The organism is Pseudomonas sp. MM227 (assembly GCF_947090715.1).
GTDB classification, from domain to species: domain Bacteria; phylum Pseudomonadota; class Gammaproteobacteria; order Pseudomonadales; family Pseudomonadaceae; genus Aquipseudomonas; species Aquipseudomonas baltica.
In genome coordinates, this window is sequence record NZ_OX352319.1 from 1,438,121 (window position 1) to 1,458,344 (window position 20,224).

Sequence of the window (20,224 nt, forward strand, 5' to 3'; positions counted from 1 at the left end):
TTTGACTGCCCTCGATATCGACTACGTCCGTCGCCAATTTCCCGCACTCGCCGACGGCTACGGCTACCTGGACAACGCCGGCGGCTCGGCGGTGCTCAAGCCGGTGGCCGAGCGCATCACCGAGTACCTGCTCAACCACGCGGTGCAACTGGGCGCCTCGTACGCGCCATCGGTCAAGGCCGGTGAGAAAGTGCTGGAAGCACGCGCCTCGGTGGCCCAGCTGATCAACGCCCGCCACTCTGAAGAGTGTGTGATGGCCGGTTCGACCACCTTGTTGCTGCAGCTGCTGGCTCGGGCGATTGCGCCGTCGATCGGCGCGGGCGACGAGATCATCGTCACGCACAGCGACCACGAAGCCAACATCGGCCCCTGGCAGCGCCTGTGCCAAGAGCGCGGGGCCACCCTGCGCGTATGGTCAGTGGATCCGTCGAGCCTGGAGCTGGAGCTGCGCGACCTGGAGCAACTTCTCGGGCCGCGCACGCGTTACGTGGCGATGACCCACGCGTCGAACATTCTGGGCAGCGTCAACCCGGTGGCGCAGGTCGCCGAGCGCGTGCACGCCTGCGGTGCCAAGCTGGTGGTGGACGCGGTGGCGTACGCACCGCACCGTCTGGTCGATGTGCAGGCCAGTGGCGCCGACTATTACGTGTTCAGCTTCTACAAGGTGTTCGGCCCGCATTTCGCAGTGCTGTGGGGCAAGCGCGAGCTGCTGCTGGAACTGCCCAGCCTCAACCATTTCTTCATCGGCCAGGACGTGCTGCCGTACAAGCTGCAGCCGGGCAATGTCAACTACGAACTGTCCTACGGTTGCATGGGCATCAGTGACTACCTGCTGGACATCGGCCGGCGCCTGGGCACCGCAGGCAGCGAGCGGCAGATCATGCAGGCGGCCTTCGATGCGTTCGAGGTGCAGGAAAACCTCTTGGCCGAGATTCTGCTGGGCTATCTGCGCGAGGCCGACGGCGTACGCATCATCGGCAAACCACGGGTGACCGCGGGCGACCGGGTACCGACCATCAGCTTCGTCGTCGAGGGCGTGCAGTCCGAGGCCATCGTGCGACAGGTGGACGCGGCACGCATCGGCATTCGTTTTGGTGACTTCTATGCCCGTCACTTGATCGAAGAACTGGGCCTGGCACCTCAGGGAGGGGTGGTACGCGTTTCCATTGCGCACTACAACACCGTCGATGAAATGACGCGGCTGGTGGAATGCCTGGCCCGAGCCATCGCAGACCTGCGTCCCAGCTGACCGCCATCGAGCCACTGAACCATGCCATTACCGCACACCCTTGAAGAACTGCGCAGCGCCATTGCGGTGGGGCAGGACAAACTCACTGCGCGCATGCGCGATGCCGCCCAGTACGTGATCGAGCACCCCCATGATGTGGCGCTCAACACGGTCGCGGCCCTGGCCGCGCGTTCGCAGATCCCCGCTTCGGCGTTCATTCGTCTGGCCCAGGCCTTGGGCTTTGGCGGTTTCAGCGACCTGCAGCGGGTGTGCAAGGCGCCGCTGGAGAAAGCCGGGCAGGGCAGCTTCAAGGAACGTATTCGCCACTATCGAGGCGAACAGTTGCTCGACGACCCGACCGATGTGGGCGCCATGCTCGGCGCCTTCAGCCGGGCCAACATCGTCTCCCTCGAACACCTTGCCGAAGGGCAGCAGGTGCAGGCGCTGGAACAGGCCATCGGCTTGCTGCAACAGGCGCGCACCACGTTCGTGGTGGGCATGCGCCGTTCGTTTCCGATGGCTGCCTACCTCAGCTATGCCCTGAGCCGTGTCGGCCGGCGCGCCGTGCACATCAGCGGCCTGGGCGGCAGCCTGCGCGAGCAGGTCGGCGCGCTGCACGGTGACGACGTGCTGGTGGCGGTGAGCTTCCCTCCGTATGCCCAGGAAACCATCGACGCCTGCAACCAGGCGGTGGCGGCCGGTACGCCTATCGTTGCCATCACCGACAGCCTGCTCAGCCCCATCGGCCAATGCGCCTCGGTGATGATCGAAGTCGACGACGCCGAACTGCTTGGCTTTCGCTCGTTGACCGCCGCGTTCTGCGTGGCCCAGACACTGGCCATGGGCCTGGCCTTCGCCGCAGGTGAAACCTTTGGCGGCATCGACCACGACGCTTTGAAAGATATCGACTGCTGAGGCCCCAGGCCCGGCATTTTGCCCAACCTGCTGGAGAGCCGTACCGTGACATCACCCCTAAGAGATCTGGTCGGCTATGGCCAGCAACGTCCCCAGGGTACCTGGCCCAATGGCGCCCGGCTGGCGATCAGCCTGGTCATCAACTACGAGGAAGGCTCCGAACGATCCCTGGCCATGGGCGATCCCGATCAGGAAAGCATGACCGAGTGGGGCAGCTATCAGTTTCCCGATGGCGTACGCAACCTGGCCATGGAATCGATGTACGAATACGGCTCGCGGGTCGGTATCTGGCGCATCCTGCAGATTCTGCAGAAGGCCAACGTGCCGGCCACGTTCCATGCCTGCGCGGTGGCCTTCGAGCAGAACCCCGATGTGGCGCGGGCGGCGGTCGAGCTGGGCCATGAAGTATGCAGCCATGGCTACCGTTGGGAGGAAGTGTTCCGCCTCACCGAGGAGCAGGAGCGCGAGCACATTCGCCTGGCCATCGAGTCCTTCCAGCGCACCTGCGGCAAGCGCCCGGTAGGCTGGTACTGCCGCTATGGCGCCAGCGTGCGCACCCGTCGCCTGGTGGCCGAGGAGGGCGGTTTCCTCTATGACTCCGATGCCTACAACGATGACGTGCCGTACTTCGTCGACGTCGAAGGCAAACGCCGCCTGGTGGTGCCGTACACCAGTGACGTCAATGATTTCCGCTACTGGAATTCGCCGGGCCTGTCCCAGGCTTCCGACTTTCTCGAGTACATGAAGGAAAGCTTCGAGGTGCTGCACGAAGAATCTGCAGACGGCCTGCGCATGATGTCCGTCGGCCTGCACCCGCGCATGGTCGGACGCCCGGGCCGGATACGCGCCTTGCAGAAGTTCATCGAGTACGCACAGGGCCACGAAGGCGTGTGGTTCGCCACTCGCGAGCAGATCGCCCAGGCGTGGTTGGAGCGTGACGCCGCGGCGGCGCTGTAAGGGCGGCAGCATTCAGCCGAAGACACTTTCCCACCTGATTGCGCTGTGCTGTTCCTGACTCAGGTCCAGCACCCCTTCGACATGGGCCAGATGATGAAGCATCAGGGCGATGGCACGTTTTTCGTCCTGGGCTTCGATGGCGGCGACGATCGCGCTGTGTTCGTCCTCGGGGCAGGCATGCATCTGCGGACCGTCGTAGAGCGCGTGCATCAGCGACGTCACCGGACACAGCTGGCGCATGATGCGAGTGATGAAGCTGTTGCCACCGATCTCGGCCAGCAGGCTGTGGAAATCCCCGGACAGCTTGATCAGCGCGCGCCGGTCCTGGTTCTTGCGCGCCAGGGCCTCCTTTTTCAGGTGGGCATGTAAAGGCTTGCGCTGGGCCTTGGTCGAGCGGTGGATGACGTTGCGAATGATCTCCGGTTCCAGCAGCCGGCGGGTGGCGAACAGGTCACGGGTTTCCTGCACAGTGGGGCTGGTGACGAACGCGCCGCGGTTGGGGTGCAGCTTGACCAAGCCTTCCTTGGCCAGCGCCATGAGCGCCTGGCGAATCTTGTTGCGGCCCACGCCAAACGCGATCGCAAGTTTCTCCTCGGCCAGCTTGATACCCGGCGGCAGGCGGTGCTCCATGATGGCGATGGTAATGTGTTCGGCGATGCCATCGGCATCCTGTGGTGTGTTCAGATCCATATCCGTTTCCTGACGTACCCTTGCCCGCGGTCAGCCGCGGATGCGCCGACTGATGCCGGTCAATTTTTCCATCACTACCATCATCACCAGGGTGACGATCACCAGCACGCTGGACAGGGCGGCAATGGTGACGTCCAGTTTGCTCTCCAGGTCCTGCCACATGCGGATCGGCAGCATGTCGGTGCGTGCGTCGCGCAGGAACAGCGAGACGGCAGTGTTATCGAACGACGACATGAACGCAATGAATGCCCCGGCCGCGATGCCTGGCGCAATCAGCGGCAAGGTAATGCGCCGCAACGCGTGCGCTCTCGAAGCACCCAGGCTGGCAGCGCTTTCCAGCAGCGCCGGCGGCAACTGCATCAGCGCCGAAGAGGTGGTACGGATGACGTAGGGTACGCAGACCACGGTGTGACCGATCACTAGCGTCGTCATCGATACCGGCACGCCCAGCTCGCTGAAAAAGATCAATGCCGACAGGCCGAACGCCAGCCCCGGCAGAATCAACGGTGACATGAACAGCGCATCGAGACAGCGCGCTGTCTTGCTCGTGGAACGGGCGATGGCCAGCGAGGCGGCAGTGCCCATGACCACACACAAAAGCGTGGTCATCGACGCCACCAGAAAGCTGTTCCACGCCGCGAAATGCAGGGTGAACGCCTTGAGCAGGGCGACATACCAGCGTGTCGAGAAGCCCTGAGGCGGAAAGCGCAGCGAGTAGCTGTCGGTGAACGAGACGATCAGCACGATCAGCGTCGGTGCCAGCAACAGGATAAGGGCGGCCCAGGCCACTAGATAGAGGGTGCCCTTGAGGGCGATGTCCGACAGGTCGTTTCGACGTCCCATGCTCATGTGGTCGCGTACCCCTTGCTGAGGCGGCCCAAATAGCTCAACAGCGTCACGCAGCCGATCACGGCCACCAGGAACACCAGTGAGATGGCCGCCGCGTATGGCCAGTTCTGCAGGGCCGACGCCTGCTGGTAGATGTACATCGGCATGAACAGCATCTGCCCGCCGCCCACCAGAGACTGGGTAATGAAGGCGGTGATGGTCGCCGAGAAGGTCAGCAGGCTGCCGGCGATGATGCCCGGCAGCGACAGCGGCACGGTGATCCGCCGGAAGGTGCGCCAGGCATTGGCGCCCAAGGCGGCCGAGGCATCCTCAAGATTGCTTTCCAGGCGTTGCAAGGTAGTGATCAGGGGTAGGGCCATCAGTGGCAACTGCACATTGGCCAGGGCCCAGATCAACCCTTCGCGGGAGTAGAGCAGGCGCAGTGGCTTGTCGATCCATGCCCAGCCCAGCAGCAGTTCGTTGACGATGCCCTGGCGCCCAAGGATCACTACCCAGGCGAAAGTGCGCACCACCACGCTGGTCAGCAGGGGCATGACGATGATCATCATCAGCACCTTCTGGGTGGTCGGCGAGCTGCGCACGTAGGCCCAGGCCAGAGCGTAGCCCAGGGCCAGGCACAGCACGGTAACCTGCACGCCGAGCCACAAGGTATCGCCAAGCACGCGCAGGGCCAGGCCTTCACCGAATATCTTCACGTATTGCGCTACGCCCCAGACGCTGACGGCGGTGTCGTCGTGCAGGCTGACCAGCACCAGCAACAACAGCGGCGTGATGAAGAACAGCACGAAGAATGCTGCCAACGGCAGGCCGTAGCGCAGGCTGTACACGGTGACGTTATGGTTTCGGGCGCTCACGTGCCGGACTCCTCACAGCGGGAAGGGATGGCTCCAGGCATGGCTCAGACCTGGATGTCCTTGTTGAAGCGCTCGATCCAGGCCGCCCGGTTCGGATTGATCACCTTCCAGTCCTGAAAGCGAAACCGCGACTTCATTTCTGCCTGATCCTTGGCCAGTGATTCGGCTATCTCGCCAGACATCTTCACCTGCATGTTGGTCGGCACTACCAGGTAGGGCGCTTCCATCAGCTGCGATTGCACCTGGGGCGACATCGACGCCTCGATCAAGGCGAAAGCCAGATCGCGATTCGGTGAGTTCTTGACGATATGGATACTGGTCTTGAACGCGATCGCGCCTTCCTTGGGCGCCACCCATTCCACCGGTACGCCACGGGCCTTGAGGATCTGGATGGCGTTGAAGTTGCCTGGGCTGATGTCGATCTGGCCTTGCTGGAACAGCGACGCCAGTTGACCGGGGTTGGCGGCGACGGCGGCCAGGTTGGGCTTGAGTTTGGCCAGCAGTTCAAAGGCCGGTTCGATGTTGCTGTCCGAGCCGCCATGCAGTTTGGCCAGTTCGATCATGAAGCCGGTGCCCAGGGAGGAGTTCATGTTGGTGATGCCTACCCGGCCCTTGTACTCGGGCTTCCACAGGTCCATCCAGGAGTCGGGAGGGGTCTGGATAGTGTCGGGGTTATAGGTCAGGCCAACGATCTGATAGAAGATGCTCGGCCCCATCGGGTCTTGGGCTTCGGGCATCAGCTGCTGGTAGTAGGCGCTGTCCGCCACCGGGTAGGGCTCGATCAAGCCCTGTTCGATGGCGGTCAGGGCAGGGCCCGGATCGTGCAGCATGACGTCGATGGGCGGATGTTCACGGGAGGCCATGACCTTGGAGATCTGGTCGACAGAGATCATCGGGTCGAGAATGATGTTTCCGTCTTTCATGTGTTCCAGCGCGGCAGGCACCAGCACGGCCTTGTGTGCTTCTTCCCAGCTGCCGGTAAACGTCGCGAACACCAGATTGCGCGCCTGGGCCATGGTCAACTGCGGGAAAAGCTGCAGTGCACCCAGGGCCAGGGCGGATTGCATGATGCGTCTGCGGGATATATCCATCGTCGATTCCTCGTGCGGGTCAGTTCAGGGCTACAGGCTGGGCGCGGTAAACGTAGTGATCGCGTGGGCGCTGATAGGCCTCAGGCTTACCTGAGTGCCGGGCTTCAATGGCTCGGCACCCAGGCCGCGTGGCGAAGCGATCTTGATCCGCTGTCCGCCGGGCGTGAGCATTTCGTGGACGATCGAAGGGCCCAGCGGCAGGCCGAGTTCGACCTGTGCGGGAAATCCGTCGCCTGCCTCCGTCAGCTCCAGATTCTCCGGACGAATGCACGCCACCACGGCGCTGCCGGGCCGTGCGTCGCGCGGCGTACGGCAGGCCAGCAGGCTGCCGTCGGCCAGGCGTATCCGAGCCGACTCCCCGGCGTAGCTTTCCAGGGTCCCGGGCAGCACGTTGGCGCTGCCGACGAAGGTATTGACGAACAGGCTGCTGGGCGAATCGTAGATCTTCGATGGCGCGGCGAACTGCTCCAGCCGGCCGGCGTTGAGCACCGCCACGCGGTCGGCCATCGACAGCGCTTCCTCCTGGTCGTGGGTGACCATCACGCAGGTCACGCCCGACTGGCGTTGGAGCCGCTTGATCTCGATCTGCATGTCCATGCGCAGGCTTTTGTCCAGGGCCGAAAACGGTTCGTCGAGCAACAGGATGCGCGGTTCCACGGCCAATGCCCGGGCCAGCGCCACGCGCTGCTGCTGGCCACCGGAAAGCTGGCGCGGATAGCGGTCGGCCAGATGACCCAGCTGGATCATCTCGAGCATTTCATCGATGCGCTGCTTGCGCCGCGAGCGTGGCACGCCGCGCGCATCCAGACCGTAGGCGATGTTTTCGGCCACGCTCAGGTGAGGAAACAAGGCGTAGTTCTGGAACACGATGCCGATGTCGCGGTGATGCGGGGGCAGGTGGTCGATGAGCTTGCCGCCGATCACCACCTTGCCCGAGGTCTGCGGCTGGAACCCGCCAATGATGCGCAGCAGGGTGGTTTTGCCACAGCCGGAGGGGCCCAGCAGCGCCACCAGTTCGCCGGCGGCTACTTCCAGGGTGATGTGGTCGACCGCCGGAGCTGCACCGGCGTACTGATGGAAGATGTCGTCCAGGGTAAGGTCGAAACCGGCGGTGGCAGTCGTCATGCGGTGGCTCGCAGTGCTGAACTAGGTTATCTGGCTCGAAGCAATGCATGTGCCAAGCAGTGCAGAGCCGGTCATCCCACGGCTTAACTCGTTGTTTTAAATGAACCGATAGCTGGATGCGGGTTACCCTGGTATCAGGATTGTGCACAAAATAGTTAACTAAATATTGCACTGAATCAGTGCTCAATCTAATCATGTTCACCATTATGTCGCTCGCCAGCCGCCTTGACCTGCTTGCCCGCACCCGCTGTTACGGGCCCTGCGTCCGGCGGCGCGGATCTTGCTGAAACAGCGGTATCAGCCTTTCGCAGTGGAGTGACCCATGGATATTCATCGTCTCAAGGCGCAGCAGATCGCTCACCTGGTCAACACCCGTCAGCTGAGCGCGGTCGAGGTGGCGACAGCGGTGTGCGATCGTCTCGAGCGGTTGAATCCGACGCTCAATGCGTTCATCGATTACCAGCGGGCCGACGTGCTGGCTCGAGCGCGTACCAGCGACCAGCGGGTCGCCGCCATGCAATACCTGCCTTTGGCCGGCGTACCGTTCAGCGTCAAGGACAACCTCTGGTTGGGCGGCCGACCGGCGAGTTTCGGTTCCAGGGTGTTTGCCGACTTCGTGGCGCCACGCGATTCGTGGTGCGTGCAACGCCTTGGCGAACTGGGCGGCGTGGCGCTCGGGATGACCAACTGTTCCGAGTTTGCCTGCAAGGGCATCACCACCAATCCGCTGCACGGCACCACCCGCAACCCGTGGAACCTCGAGCTGACCCCCGGCGGGTCGTCGGGCGGCGCGGTGGCTGCAGTGGCGGCTGGGTTGGGACCATTGGCCCTGGCCACCGACGCCGGCGGCTCCACCCGGCGACCGGCCGCGCACACCGGGCTGGTCGGCTTCAAGCCGAGCCTGGGTGCCGTGCCCAATCCCTGGGGGTTCGCCGACCCGAACCATCTGCTCTCAGTGATCGGCCAACTGGGACGCGATGTCGAGGACGTTGCACTCATGGCCCGCAGTTTGTTCGCCTGGTGCCCCTCCGACCCGTTGTCGCAGCCACATTTTAGCGCTCAGTCGCTAGCCCCGACGCCGCGAGCGCCGCGCTCGCTGCGCATTGCCTGGTCGCCAGATCTGGGGCTGGGCCTGCCACTGGACAGCGATGTTGCCAGTGCGATGGTTGCCGCGCTGGCAACGCTGGAGCGCGATGGCTGGTCCATCGAGCTGGCCAGCCCGCGCTGGCCAGGCGGCCTGGAAGGCTATGCGCTGCTGGGCTTGCAGCACACGGCGCTGGCTGCGCAATTCGGTGCGCTGGCGGATGAGCAGTTGCAGCAGCTGGATCCGGATATTCTGGCGCAGATAGAGCTGGGCAGAGCGTTGTCCGGGGTGCAAACCGCGCGTCTGCTAGCGTTGCGCAATGGGTTGTCGATAACTCTGGCCGCGTTTTTCGATGACTACGATCTGCTGTTGTGCCCGACCGCGCCGGTGGAAGCCTGGGCCGTGGGGCAATTGGGCCCCGCCACCATTGGCGGTCAGCCCGCCGGGCCGCGCGGACATGCCGGTTATACGCCGGTGTTCAACTACTGCGGGGTACCCGCACTGTCGTTGCCCTGCGGGTTCGGCAAGCAGGGACTTCCGGTAGGCCTGCAGGTGATCGCACCGCGCTACATGGACGGGCGCGTGCTTCAGGCCGCCGCGGAAATGGAGCGGGTGCTGGGCCTGTCGTTCGAGGCGCCCATGCTGCGCAACCAAGGTATCCCCCAACCCCTGTAGCAGCGGCGCAAGCCGCGTCGGCGGCACATGCGGTTTGGCAGGCACACCGCGGTGAACCCGGACGCGGCTTGCGCCGCTGCTACAGGAGGGCCTGCAAGCCCGCTGGCAAGCCTTGGTTGGGTTTGGCGGGTGGGCGGGCGAAGCTGCCTTGGGTGGCCCGACCGGCCTGCAGGCAGTGCAACAACTGCGCCTGAGCCACGCCGCACGACACGCCGTCCACCACCGGAACCGGCAACCGACCGGCCAACCCCCGTGCCAGCCCAGCCAACGGGGCACCGGCGAGGATCAGCACGTCGGCGCCATCTTCGTTCACCGCCAGGTGGCTGAGCTCCAGTAGGCGCTCGGCATGATCTTCCTGAACGCTGCCGGCATCGCGCAACGGGCGGTCCAGGTGACGAATGCTGGCCAGGCGGTCGAGCATGCCATTCTGTGCCACGCACTCGCGGTACCAACTGGTGATGCGCCGGGAGATGGCGATGATCGAGATCCGCTGGCCCAGCTGCGCGGCCGTCATCAGGGCCGCTTCGGTCATGCCCACCACCGGCACGTCCAGCACTTCCTTGAGTGCGAGCAGGCCCGGATCGCCGAACGCCGCCACCAGCACGGCGTCATAGCTGCCCTGACGATCTCCGGCGATAACGGCGGCCGCGTGGGCGCCGAGCAAGGCTTCGAAGCGGGTTTCGATGTAGGCCACGCCACTGGGTGCCGTGGCCATCTGGATCTGCGTGTCCGTCGCTGCGGTGCGGCGCGCTTCCGTCTCGATCAGGTCGGTGACGCTCTGGGAGATATTGGGGTTGATGATCAGCAGTCTCATGGCGACTCCGGGCGGTCGGGTGGCGTTAGCCGAAAATAGCGTGCAGGTCGACCTCGGCCTCATCTTCCAGCGACAGGTCGAGCGTGGCCTCGATGTGGTCGAGGTGGCCCAGCATCAAGCCGATGGCTGCCTCGACCTCGCCCTGTTCCATGGCCTCGACGATTTCGGTGTGCTCATGGTTGGGGCAGGCAGGCACGTTGGGCGAGTCGTACAGCAGAATGATCAAGCAGGTCAGCGAAGACAGTTCGCGCATCAGTTTGATCAGCGGCGGGCTGTCGACCATCTGTGCGATCAACAGATGAAACTCGCCCGACAGGCGAATGACCGCGCGTTTGTCGCCTGTCTCGCGCGCGGCGCGTTCTTCGGCCACATGGGCGTGCAGGCGCCGAAACTGCTGGCTGTCGGCCTTGGCCACCAGGCTGCGGATCAGCGCGGGCTCGAGAATGCGCCTGGCCTGGAAAATATGCCGGGCTTCTTCCACCGAGGGGCTGGCAATGAAGGCGCCGCGATTGGGGATAGTGGTGACGATCCCTTCGTGGGCCAACCGCGCGAGCACCTCGCGGATGCGTGTGCGATTGACCTGGAACACCCCGGCCAACTTCTCTTCCACCAGCTTGGTGCCGGGGATCAGGCGATGTTCCATCACGGCGTTGAGGATGCGCTCGTAGATTCCATCGCGGGTACTGCCGGTGCCCAGGATCTGCCCAGTGCTGCGGGCCTTGCGAGGTGCAGGAGAAAGTGTTTCCGAGTTGAGCACGTGCGCGATCCTCGTCAGCCTGATTACGGTCAATGGTCGATTGTCACAAAATGGTGAGCGATTGTCCAAGCATGCACCGTCGCAACTCATTCGCCGCTACGGACTGCTTTATTGAGCCTGCTCATCTCGTCACCACGGGAGCCGCCGCCGAACGTGAAAGCGCCACCGCGCGATCACACAAGCCCCGCCGTACAGGGCCTGGACCCCATGGGCGCCCATGGAAAACCATGCGGTTTTCAAGCGGTGCCACGAACATGGCATAGCCGTTGCAAACTCTTTGCCACAAAGCCTCAGCCTTTAGTGACAATTGGAGAAGCCCGATGCCAGCTATTCGTTCGTCCACTGCCTTGCTCAAGCGTGCCGTTTCGGCCTTGGTGTTGAGCCTCGGCATGATGGCCATGTCCCACGCCGACGAAGCCAAGCCGGTCAAGCTCGGTTATGCCAAATGCGCCCACTGCACGCCGTTGTCCCTGACGCCGCAAAACGCCACCGGGGTGAAACTCGACGCCATTGCCTTCAACACCGGCAACGATGTCCTCACGGCGCTGCTGTCCAAGAGCATCGACGTGGCGCAGGTCACCTACCTGCATTACGCCACGGCGCTGGACAAGGGGTTCGACGTGGTGGCCGTGTCCGGGCAGATCAACGGGGGCTCGCAGATTCTGGTGGGCAACGACCTGCCGGTGCAGGCAGGCGACTGGGTCGGCTTGAAGGCGCTCATCGACAAGTACAAGGCCGAAGACAAGCCGTTCCGGGTCGCCGCCTCGCGCGGCAATGCGCAGGATATCCATATGCGAGGGGCGTTCCTCAAGCACGGCATCGACATCAACAAGGATGTGCAATTCATCAACATCCCCAACCCGTCTGACCACGTGCAGGCACTGCGCCGCGGCGAAGTAGAGCTGATCACGTCGGTGGACCCGTTCGCCACCCAGATCCGCGAGGTCAAGGCGGCCAAGTTCTTCGACTTTCCCTACGACCAGGCGGCTGGCAAGTTGACCAACCTGATCGTTACCCGCTCCGATGTGATCGAGGACAACCGCAAGGGCGTCGAGGAAACCGTGCGTTCCATCGTCAAGGTCAATGACCTGATGGCCAGCGACAAGCCGCTGTTCATCGACACCATCCAGAAAGTCACCGGCCTGGACAAGGCCATCGCCACCGGCGCGGTCGACAACCTCTACCCCGACTACGCCATGCACCGCGCCTCGGCCGTAGCCATTGCGCAAATGATGCGCGACCTCAAGTACATCAGCACCGATGTCAGCGAGCAGGTAGAGAAGAACCTGGACTACAGCTTTCTGGAAGCGGTGACCGGCAAGCCGAAAACCGAGCTGGGGTATTGAGATGAAAAGTACCGCCATCAAGGCGCACGGGGTCGGGCGAGGGCATGGCCCGTCCCTGGCCCGGCGCCTGTACAAGCGCATCGAACGCGGCATCGTGCCGGTGTTGCTGCTGGTCGGCTGGGAGATCTTTTCCCGCTCCGGGATTTTGCCGCGCGCGCTCCTGCCGGCGCCGTCCCAAGTCATCATCGCCTGGGCAGACTGGGTCTTTGCCACCGATGGCAATACGCAAAGCTACAGCGGTCACTGGATCCTCGATGTGGCGGCCAGTTCGTTCCGGGTGTTCGCAGGCTTTGCCCTGGCCGCCTTGCTGGGCATCGGCGCGGGCATGGCCATCGGTTGGTCGCGCACCGCAGAAAACCTGTTCGAGCCGGTGCTGCAGATTCTGCGACCGATCCCGCCGGTGTCCTGGATTCCCCTGGCGATCATCTGGTTCGGCATTGCCGACAAGCCGGCGATCTTCCTGGTGTTCATGGGCGCATTCTTCCCGGTGCTGTTGAGCACCATTCACGGCGTCAAGAACTGTGACCGCAACTTGTTGCGGGCAGGCGCCATGACCGGTGGTACGCCAAGCAGACTACTGCTTTACATCGTCTTCCCGGCGGCGCTGCCGAGCATCTTCTCCGGCCTGCGCATCGCCATCGGCTCGGCGTGGATGCTCACCGTCACCGCGGAAATGGTCGCGGTTAAAAGCGGCGTCGGTTACGTGCTGTGGGATTCCTATTACTTCCTGCGTTACGACATCGTCATCGCTTCCATGGTCAGCATCGGCCTGCTGGGCTTTCTCAGCGACTATGCGATCAAGCGCGTGGGTGCGTACCTGCTGCGCTGGCAACGTGGTTCCACGTTGCAGAAGGAGGGCTGAGGCATGGCACTGATCACCATCGACCGCGTCTCGCGCGTGTTCGAAGACCCCAAGCGACCCACCGGCATCGTGGCCCTGGACGATGTCAGCCTGACCGTGGCACGCAACGAATTTCTCTGCCTGCTGGGCCCCAGTGGCTGCGGCAAGTCGACCCTGCTGAACATGATCGCCGGCTTCGACCACCCCACCCATGGCACGGTCAGCGTCGGCGGGCAGTCGATCACCGCACCGGGGGCAGACCGTGGCGTGGTGTTCCAGCAGGCCAACCTGATGCCTTGGTTGCCGGTCTGGGAGAACGTTGCGTTCCACTTGAAGATGCGCGGTGTGGGCAAGGAGATACGCCGGGAGAAGGCGCAGAAATTCATCGAAATGGTGGGCCTGGCCGGCTTCGAGAATCACTTCCCCAGCGAGCTGTCCGGCGGCATGAATCAGCGCGTGGGTATTGCCCGAGCCTTGCTGATGAACCCTGAGGTGATCCTCATGGACGAGCCCTTCGGTGCGTTGGACGAGCAGACCAAGATGGACATGCACGCCGAGCTGATCCGGATCTGGCGCGAAAGTCAGAGCACCATCGTGTTCGTCACCCATGGTATCGATGAGTCGCTGGCCCTGGGTACCCATGTCGCCGTGATGTCGGCACGTCCGGGACGCATTCGCGAGCTGCTGCCGATCGAGCTCGAACGTCCGCGCGACCCGACCAGCAAGGCCTTCAATGACTACAAGCGGCACATCCTGTCGCTGCTGCGGCCGGAACCTGTGCGGGAAAGCGCCTGAGATGAAGACGCTGATCACCGGCAGCAGTGGCTTCGTCGGCCTGGCGTTGAGCGAGCACTTGCTGGCGGCGGGTGAGGACGTGATCGGCTTCGACCTGGGGCCGATACCTGCGCAGGCGCAGGCTGCGTTCGCCAGACTGCCGGGGCGGTTCACCGAGCATCGAGGTGATGTGCGTGACGCGACGGACCTGCGCATGGTCATGGGTCGTCATCGCCCCCAGCGAGTGGTGACCCTGGCCGCCATCACCGCCGATGCCGAGCGCGAGCGATTGGCGCCCCAGGCGATCTTCGAAGTGAACGTGGGCGGGGTGCTTGCGGCCATCGGCGCGAGCGCCGAGTGCGGCGTGTCGCGGCTGGTGCACATCAGCTCGGGCTCGGTCTACGGCACCACCGGGCGTCACGCGCCGTTGCTCGACGAAGCACGTTCCGCCTTGGCCCCCGAGGGCCTGTACGGCCAATCCAAGCGCAGCGCCGAGGACGCGGCGCGGCGCCTTGCCCAACTGCATGGGTTGCCCTTGGTTATCGGCCGCCTGGGCACTTGCTTCGGGCCCTGGGAAGCCGACACCGGCGTGCGCGACACCCTCAGCGCACCGCTGCAGTTGTTGCAAGTGGCCCGCCGTGGCGGCACGGCGATCCTGGCGCGCGACAGCCTGCGCGACTGGCTGTATGTCCGCGACGCCGCGCGGGCTATCGGCTGCCTGCTGGACCAGCCGCAGTGGCGATATCCCCTCTATAACCTGGCGGCGGGTTTCCAATGGCCGCTCAGTCAATGGTGCACGCGCCTGGCCACACGCTTCCCGGACTTTCGCTGGCGTCTTGCGGCGCCGGGTGAAACACCGAACATCGAGCTGTACGCCGACTACGACCGGGCGAGCATGGCGCTCGACCGTCTGCGCGAAGACTGCGGTTTCGTTCCGCGATTCGACATCGACGCTGCCGATCACGACTTTCATCACTGGCTTGCCCACGTGGCAGGCCCCCAGACAACGGTGAACCCATGACCCCCACCCCTTTGGCGAACTCATCGAGCATGGCGGGCCAGGTGTGCATCGTCACCGGTGCGGCCTCCGGCATCGGCCGCGCCATTGCCTGGCACCTGGCAAGCCACGGCGCCCGCGTGGTCATCGCCGATATCACCACGGCTGTCATCGAGGGCGGCGAGCCAACCGCCGATCTGATTCGCGCCGCTGGCCATCAGGCCCTGTTCGTGCAGACCGACGTCGCCGACAGCGCGCAGGTCGAAGCGTTGGTCGAGACCACGGTAGCGCGCTTCGGGCGCCTCGATGTGCTGGTCAACAACGCCTGCATCCGCCACGCGCGGCCCTTGCTCGAGCTCGACGAGGCCGACTGGCAGCGTGTCCTGGACGTCAATCTGGGTGGTGTCTACCGCTGTTGCCGGGCTGCCGTGCGGCACATGGTCGGCCAGGCGCTGGTCGGCGAAACCCGCGGGCGCATCGTCAACCTGTCTTCGCAACACGGCATGATTGCCGCACCCCAGGACTTGGCCTATGGCGTGAGCAAGGCGGCTGTGGATTACCTCACCCGGCAGGTCGCCAGCGACTATGCCGAGCAGCGCATCGTCTGCAACGCGGTGGCGCCCGGCAAGATCCAGACCGGCGCCGGTGGCCGGGCGGTCGACCCGGCGGTGATGGAGCGGGCCACGCGGCGTACCCCCTGGCCGCGGTTGGGCCATCCCGACGATGTCGCCAAGGCCGTGCTGTTTCTGGCCAGCGCCGAGGCCAGCTTCATCACCGGCACCACGTTGATGGTGGACGGCGGGTGGATGGCCGCATGATCGACAACCCACTGGATCTACTGATTACCGGCGCGGTGCTGCTGGACCCGGTCGACGGCCTTGCGCAGTCCGCAAGCCTGGGCATCCGTGGCCAACGCATCGCCCACGTCGGGCCTGCCGACCAGCCTGCACCCGAAGCCGTGCGGCATCTGCACTTGCCGGGCCGGGTGGTGGTGCCCGGCTTCATCAATACCCATTACCATGCCGGCCTGAATTTCGTCCGGGGGGTGGCGCCGGACTGCGGCTTCGCGCCGTCCTACACCCCCGGCCTGCCACAGGCTTCATGGCTCAGCCCGGAAGAAGCACTGGCGTTGTCCCGCCTCGGTGCACTGGAAGCGCTGCGGGCGGGTTGCACCACGCTTGTGGACAGCTTCGTGCATGCCGAGCACACCGTGGCAGGCATGGCCGAAACGGGTGTGCGCCTGTTCGCCAGCCAACGTCTGGCCGATGTCGATTTCGCTTCGGTGCTGCAGGGCACGCGGCGCTTCGACCTGAAGCGTGGCCTGGCCCAGCTGGATCACGCCGAGGCTTTCGTCGAACGCTGGGCAGGGCAGGCCGACGGACGTATCCAGGCCCACCTGACCGCTCACGCGCCCGATACATGCTCGCTGGACTTCCTGCGCCAGATCGATGCCTTGGCCCGCCGCCATGGTCTGCAGATCAGCACGCACCTGGCGCAAAGCCAGGAGGAACTCGATTGGGTGCGCGCCACCCATGGCCGCTCGCCGGTGCAACTGCTCGATGAGCTGGGCATGCTCGATTCGCGCCTGCTGGCCGGTCACTGCATTCACGTGGATGACGAGGACATCGCCCGCATCGGCGCCTCCGGTGCCCATGTCGTGCACATCCCGGTCGGCAACGCCATGTCCGGACGGGTAGCGCCCACGCGTCGCTTGCTGCAGGCCGGCGCGCGCCTGTGCCTGGCGACCGACACCATGCACGGCGACATGATCGAGGTCATGCGCTGGGCGCTGGCGGTAGGGCGGTTGAGTGCCGGGCGGGTGGCCGACGATTGGCAACCACGCGACGTGCTGCGCATGGCCACCGTCAACGGCGCCGCGGCGCTGGGTTGGGGCGAGCATCTGGGTCGATTGGCGATCGGCCAGTTGGCTGACCTGGCCATCCTCGACTACCGACAGCTCCACCTCACTCCCTGCATCGATGCGTTGGGCAGTTTGGTGCACAACGCCACCGGGGCCGACGTCGAAACCGTGATCGTCGACGGTCGAGTGGTGATCGATCAAGGCCGCTCGACCCAGGTCGATGAAGCCTGTGTACGTGCCGCAGCCGATACCGTGTGCCGCGGCCTGTGGCAACGTTGCGAAAACCCTCTGCGCGCCTATCCTTCCTCGCACGCGATCACTGGAGGTACAGTATGACCCGCCGTATTCGCCTGGGCGTGCTTACGCCTTCCTCGAACACCGCACTGGAGCCGCTGACCCAGACGTTGATAGCCAGCCTGCCGGAAGTCAGCGTGCATTTCTCACGCTTCAGTGTCACCCAGATCGCCCTCAGCGCCGACGCGCTGGGCCAGTTCCAGCGCGAGCGGATTCTGGACGCGGCGCGCTTGCTGGCCGATGCCCATGTCGATGTCATCGGCTGGAGCGGTACCTCTGCCGGATGGCTGGGTTTCGATACCGACGTGGCGCTATGCCAGGCCATTACCGAGGCCACGGCGATACCGGCGACGACCTCGGTGCTGGCACTGAACAAGGCGCTGCACCGCTTCGGCATTCGCCGCCTGGGCCTGGTCTCGCCGTATCTGGCGGATGTACAGGCAAGGATCGTTGCCAACTATGCCGCTCTGGGTATCGATGCCAGCGCCGAAAGCCACCTGTCGCTGCAGGACAATTTTTCCTTTGCCGAAGTGGACGAAGCCACCCTGGATCGTCAGGTGGCCGAGGTGGTCGCGGCCGGTGCCGAGGCCATCTCCACCTTCTGCACCAACCTGCACGCCGCCCACCGCGCCGAGTCCTGGGAGCGCCAGCACGGGGTACCGGTGTTCGACACGGTGACGACGGTGCTCTGGGACATGTTGAACATGACCGGCGTGGACACACGTCGCTTGACCGGCTGGGGCCGGCTACTGCTTGAAGAGGCTTGATATGCAACCTTTCGATACGGTTATTCGCAACGCTCGCGTGGTCACTGCCGCAGACACCTTCACCAGTGACATCGGCATTCGCGACGGGCGCATCGTTGCCCTGGCCCTGGAGCTGCCCCCAGGCCTTGCGGAAATCGACGCGGCCGGCCGGCACGTGACCCCCGGCGGCATCGACAGCCATGTGCACCTGGACCAACCCACCGGCGACGGCTCGGTGATGGCCGACGACTTTTTCAGCGGCACGGTGTCGGCGGCCTGCGGCGGGACCACCACGGTGATTCCTTTCGCCTGTCAGCAGAAGGGTGAAACCCTGCGTGCAGCAGTGGATGACTACCATCGCCGGGCAGGCAACAAGCCGGTGATCGACTACGCCTTCCACCTGATCGTCACCGACCCCACGCCGCAGGTCCTGCGTGAGGAATTGCCGGCACTGATCGCCGAGGGCTATACCTCGTTCAAGATCTACATGACCTACGACGCGCTGAAACTGGGTGACCGAGAGATTCTCGAAACCCTGTCCGTGGCCCGCCGCGAAGGCGCCATGGTCATGTTGCATGCCGAGAACAGCGACTGCATCGCCTGGCTCACCGAGCGGCTGCTGGCGGCCGGGCTCAGCGCGCCGCGCTACCACGCCAGCTCGCGACCGATGCTGGTGGAACGCGAGGCCACGCACCGGGCCATTGCCTTGGCCGAACTGGTGGATGTGCCCATCCTCATCGTCCACGTGTCGGGTCGCGAGGCCGTGGAACAGATTCGCTGGGCGCAGAACCACGGTTTGAAGGTGTATGCCGAAACCTGCCCGCAATACCTGTTTCTGACCGCCGACTCGCTGGGCTGCGACGACAGCTTCGAAGGCGCCAAATGCATCTGCAGCCCACCGCCTCGGGACGCCGCAAACCAGCAGGTGATCTGGGACGGGCTGGAAAACGGTTCGTTCGAGATCTTCTCGTCCGACCACGCGCCGTTTCGTTACGACGGCCCCGATGGCAAGAAGGCCCACGGCGAAGACGTGTCGTTCGACCAGATCGCCAACGGCATTCCCGGTGTGGAAACACGCATGGCGCTGTTGTGGTCCGAAGGCGTGCGCACTGGGCGCATCACTGCGCAAAGTTTCGTCGCGCTGACGTCGACCAACGCTGCGAAGATGTACGGGCTGTACCCGCGCAAGGGCAGTATCGCCATCGGCGCCGATGCCGATCTGGTGATCTGGGACGAAGGGCAGCCGGTGTCGATCAGCAACGAGATGTTGCACCACAACGTCGACTACACCCCTTACGCCGGCATGCAGCTGAGCGCCTGGCCGGCCATCACCCTGTCGCGCGGCGAAGTGGTATGGGACGGTGAGCCTCGGGGCGAAGCGGGGCGGGGCCAGTTTTTGCCCTGCGAGCGTCCGGCACCGGCGCAGGTGCGTCGGCGCAACACCGAGTTGCCGCTGTGAGCGCGGTCGAGCAGGTGGCGCAGCGGCTCATTCGCGCCTGGCGCGAGGGTAGGCGGCAGCCGGTCGAAGGCTTGCGTCTGGACAGCGAGGCGCAGGCGTATGACGTGCAGCGGCGGGTGGCCGAGGCGATGGGCTGGTTTGCCCACGCGCCCGCGCGGGCCTGGAAACTGGGAGGTGCGCCGGGCAGCCTCATCAGTGCCGCAGGCGTGCCGGCCGGTACCGTGCGCGCATCCGGTTGGCAGGTGCCGCCCGGGCACTGCCACGCGTTGGGTATCGAAGGCGAGCTGTTCGTGCGCTTGTCCCGGGATCTGGACGAACACACCGACCTGGCCGCCGCCTATGCGGCCATCGACGCCTGGATGCCGGGCATCGAGTTGTGCGATACGCGCTGGGTCGACGGCATCCAGGCCGATGCCCTGCTGCGACTGGCCGACCAGCAGCTCAACCGTGAGTTGATCGTTGGCCTGCCTGTAACGCTGGCGGCCGTCCCCGACTGGTCGGCCCAGGCCGCCACGCTGCACGTCGACGGCGAACAAGTGGTACGTGGGCTGGGTAGCCACCCGTTCCGCGAACCGTTGAACTCCCTGCCGTGGCTGGCGCGACACGCTGTCGCATTGGGCAACCCGCTGCGCGCGGGCGATCTGATCGCCACCGGAAGCTGGACCGGCATCCACTGGGCGCCCCCAGGCGCCAGCATCGAAGTCGACTTCCCCGGCATCGGCACCGTAACCCTCGCCACCTGAACCACCGCGTTGCGCCCTTCGCGGCCACGGACCGCTCCTGCGGGGAGGGGGGTGGCGCCGGTCGTTGCCCCCGCGCATTCGCCGGGAAAAAAGAGTAGAGTGGCGCGCTTTTCCGATCTGCCCA

The 20,224-nt window shown here is 64.7% G+C and carries 20 protein-coding genes; 13 read left to right on the plus strand and 7 right to left on the minus strand.

Translation table 11 applies throughout. The features are described from left to right. The first annotated feature begins 1 nt into the window (after position 1). From ONG87_RS06600 to ONG87_RS06610, 3 genes are read left to right on the plus strand one after another with little or no spacing between them, the layout of a single operon-like run. Positions 2-1,249 carry a cysteine desulfurase-like protein gene (locus ONG87_RS06600; protein WP_264382476.1) on the plus strand — a complete coding sequence of 416 codons (1,248 nt, stop codon included), beginning with the start codon at positions 2-4 and terminating at the stop codon, positions 1,247-1,249. Between the two features lie 21 nt (positions 1,250-1,270). Then, a complete protein-coding gene (locus ONG87_RS06605) occupies positions 1,271-2,143 on the plus strand; it encodes a MurR/RpiR family transcriptional regulator (protein WP_122479161.1) in 873 nt (290 codons plus the stop codon). 45 nt (positions 2,144-2,188) lie between these two features. Next, entirely contained in the window at positions 2,189-3,100 is a 912-nt protein-coding gene (locus tag ONG87_RS06610) for an allantoinase PuuE (protein WP_122479709.1), read from the plus strand. 12 nt (positions 3,101-3,112) lie between these two features. Here the strand turns inward: ONG87_RS06610 and ONG87_RS06615 are convergent, their stop codons facing one another. The 5 genes from ONG87_RS06615 to ONG87_RS06635 are packed head-to-tail and all read right to left on the minus strand — an operon-like array spanning position 3,113 to position 7,709. Then, entirely contained in the window at positions 3,113-3,790 is a 678-nt protein-coding gene (locus tag ONG87_RS06615) for a GntR family transcriptional regulator (protein WP_122479160.1), read from the minus strand. A gap of 30 nt (positions 3,791-3,820) precedes the next feature. Then, positions 3,821-4,633 carry an ABC transporter permease gene (locus ONG87_RS06620; RefSeq protein ID WP_197975745.1) on the minus strand — a complete coding sequence of 271 codons (813 nt, stop codon included), beginning with the start codon at positions 4,631-4,633 and terminating at the stop codon, positions 3,821-3,823. A gap of 2 nt (positions 4,634-4,635) precedes the next feature. After that, entirely contained in the window at positions 4,636-5,493 is an 858-nt protein-coding gene (locus ONG87_RS06625) for an ABC transporter permease (RefSeq protein WP_264382477.1), read from the minus strand. A 44-nt stretch (positions 5,494-5,537) separates the two neighbouring features. Then, positions 5,538-6,584, minus strand: a complete 1,047-nt coding sequence (locus ONG87_RS06630) for an ABC transporter substrate-binding protein (protein WP_264382478.1) — start codon at positions 6,582-6,584, stop codon at positions 5,538-5,540. Positions 6,585-6,614: 30 nt separating this feature from the next. Beyond that, positions 6,615-7,709 carry an ABC transporter ATP-binding protein gene (locus tag ONG87_RS06635; protein WP_185793846.1) on the minus strand — a complete coding sequence of 365 codons (1,095 nt, stop codon included), beginning with the start codon at positions 7,707-7,709 and terminating at the stop codon, positions 6,615-6,617. Positions 7,710-8,031: 322 nt separating this feature from the next. On the opposite strand from ONG87_RS06635, the gene ONG87_RS06640 reads away from it, so the two are divergent. Beyond that, positions 8,032-9,468, plus strand: a complete 1,437-nt coding sequence (locus tag ONG87_RS06640) for an amidase (protein ID WP_264382479.1) — start codon at positions 8,032-8,034, stop codon at positions 9,466-9,468. Positions 9,469-9,547: 79 nt separating this feature from the next. Here the strand turns inward: ONG87_RS06640 and ONG87_RS06645 are convergent, their stop codons facing one another. Further along, positions 9,548-10,282, minus strand: a complete 735-nt coding sequence (locus ONG87_RS06645) for an aspartate/glutamate racemase family protein (protein WP_264382480.1) — start codon at positions 10,280-10,282, stop codon at positions 9,548-9,550. Between the two features lie 25 nt (positions 10,283-10,307). Next, positions 10,308-11,039 (minus strand): GntR family transcriptional regulator, encoded by a 732-nt coding sequence (locus tag ONG87_RS06650; protein ID WP_192103825.1) that lies wholly within the window; start codon positions 11,037-11,039, stop codon positions 10,308-10,310. 320 nt (positions 11,040-11,359) lie between these two features. Here ONG87_RS06650 and ONG87_RS06655 point away from each other — a divergent pair, with 320 nt between their 5' ends. The 9 genes from ONG87_RS06655 to ONG87_RS06695 are packed head-to-tail and all read left to right on the plus strand — an operon-like array spanning position 11,360 to position 20,100. Then, positions 11,360-12,385 carry an ABC transporter substrate-binding protein gene (locus tag ONG87_RS06655; RefSeq protein ID WP_264382481.1) on the plus strand — a complete coding sequence of 342 codons (1,026 nt, stop codon included), beginning with the start codon at positions 11,360-11,362 and terminating at the stop codon, positions 12,383-12,385. Between the two features lies 1 nt (position 12,386). Then, positions 12,387-13,247, plus strand: a complete 861-nt coding sequence (locus ONG87_RS06660; protein WP_122479152.1) for an ABC transporter permease — start codon at positions 12,387-12,389, stop codon at positions 13,245-13,247. A 3-nt stretch (positions 13,248-13,250) separates the two neighbouring features. Beyond that, positions 13,251-14,021 carry an ABC transporter ATP-binding protein gene (locus ONG87_RS06665; protein ID WP_264382482.1) on the plus strand — a complete coding sequence of 257 codons (771 nt, stop codon included), beginning with the start codon at positions 13,251-13,253 and terminating at the stop codon, positions 14,019-14,021. Position 14,022: 1 nt separating this feature from the next. After that, a complete protein-coding gene (locus ONG87_RS06670) occupies positions 14,023-15,021 on the plus strand; it encodes an NAD(P)-dependent oxidoreductase (protein WP_185793841.1) in 999 nt (332 codons plus the stop codon). Continuing rightward, on the plus strand, positions 15,018-15,815 hold the full coding sequence (locus ONG87_RS06675; RefSeq protein ID WP_264382483.1) for an SDR family NAD(P)-dependent oxidoreductase: 798 nt from the start codon (positions 15,018-15,020) through the stop codon (positions 15,813-15,815). Before ONG87_RS06670 ends, ONG87_RS06675 begins: the two co-directional genes overlap by 4 nt. Next, a complete protein-coding gene (locus tag ONG87_RS06680; protein ID WP_264382484.1) occupies positions 15,812-17,194 on the plus strand; it encodes an amidohydrolase family protein in 1,383 nt (460 codons plus the stop codon). The genes ONG87_RS06675 and ONG87_RS06680 overlap by 4 nt, the downstream gene beginning before the upstream one ends. After that, on the plus strand, positions 17,191-17,919 hold the full coding sequence (locus tag ONG87_RS06685) for an aspartate/glutamate racemase family protein (protein ID WP_264382485.1): 729 nt from the start codon (positions 17,191-17,193) through the stop codon (positions 17,917-17,919). The genes ONG87_RS06680 and ONG87_RS06685 overlap by 4 nt, the downstream gene beginning before the upstream one ends. Before the next feature lies 1 nt (position 17,920). After that, a complete protein-coding gene (gene hydA, locus ONG87_RS06690) occupies positions 17,921-19,357 on the plus strand; it encodes a dihydropyrimidinase (RefSeq protein ID WP_122479146.1) in 1,437 nt (478 codons plus the stop codon). Then, positions 19,354-20,100 carry a fumarylacetoacetate hydrolase family protein gene (locus ONG87_RS06695; protein WP_264382486.1) on the plus strand — a complete coding sequence of 249 codons (747 nt, stop codon included), beginning with the start codon at positions 19,354-19,356 and terminating at the stop codon, positions 20,098-20,100. Before hydA ends, ONG87_RS06695 begins: the two co-directional genes overlap by 4 nt. The last annotated feature ends 124 nt before the right edge of the window (positions 20,101-20,224 follow it).

Coding starts and splice junctions, on each gene's coding strand:
- ONG87_RS06680 (WP_264382484.1), top strand. CDS start 15,812: ATGATCGACAACCCACTGGATCTACTGATTACCGGCGCGGTGCTGCTG.
- hydA (WP_122479146.1), top strand. CDS start 17,921: ATGCAACCTTTCGATACGGTTATTCGCAACGCTCGCGTGGTCACTGCC.
- ONG87_RS06675 (WP_264382483.1), top strand. CDS start 15,018: ATGACCCCCACCCCTTTGGCGAACTCATCGAGCATGGCGGGCCAGGTG.
- ONG87_RS06645 (WP_264382480.1), bottom strand. CDS start 10,282: ATGAGACTGCTGATCATCAACCCCAATATCTCCCAGAGCGTCACCGAC.
- ONG87_RS06665 (WP_264382482.1), top strand. CDS start 13,251: ATGGCACTGATCACCATCGACCGCGTCTCGCGCGTGTTCGAAGACCCC.
- ONG87_RS06635 (WP_185793846.1), bottom strand. CDS start 7,709: ATGACGACTGCCACCGCCGGTTTCGACCTTACCCTGGACGACATCTTC.
- ONG87_RS06685 (WP_264382485.1), top strand. CDS start 17,191: ATGACCCGCCGTATTCGCCTGGGCGTGCTTACGCCTTCCTCGAACACC.
- ONG87_RS06620 (WP_197975745.1), bottom strand. CDS start 4,633: ATGGGACGTCGAAACGACCTGTCGGACATCGCCCTCAAGGGCACCCTC.
- ONG87_RS06640 (WP_264382479.1), top strand. CDS start 8,032: ATGGATATTCATCGTCTCAAGGCGCAGCAGATCGCTCACCTGGTCAAC.
- ONG87_RS06630 (WP_264382478.1), bottom strand. CDS start 6,584: ATGGATATATCCCGCAGACGCATCATGCAATCCGCCCTGGCCCTGGGT.
- ONG87_RS06615 (WP_122479160.1), bottom strand. CDS start 3,790: ATGGATCTGAACACACCACAGGATGCCGATGGCATCGCCGAACACATT.
- ONG87_RS06670 (WP_185793841.1), top strand. CDS start 14,023: ATGAAGACGCTGATCACCGGCAGCAGTGGCTTCGTCGGCCTGGCGTTG.
- ONG87_RS06660 (WP_122479152.1), top strand. CDS start 12,387: ATGAAAAGTACCGCCATCAAGGCGCACGGGGTCGGGCGAGGGCATGGC.
- ONG87_RS06655 (WP_264382481.1), top strand. CDS start 11,360: ATGCCAGCTATTCGTTCGTCCACTGCCTTGCTCAAGCGTGCCGTTTCG.
- ONG87_RS06605 (WP_122479161.1), top strand. CDS start 1,271: ATGCCATTACCGCACACCCTTGAAGAACTGCGCAGCGCCATTGCGGTG.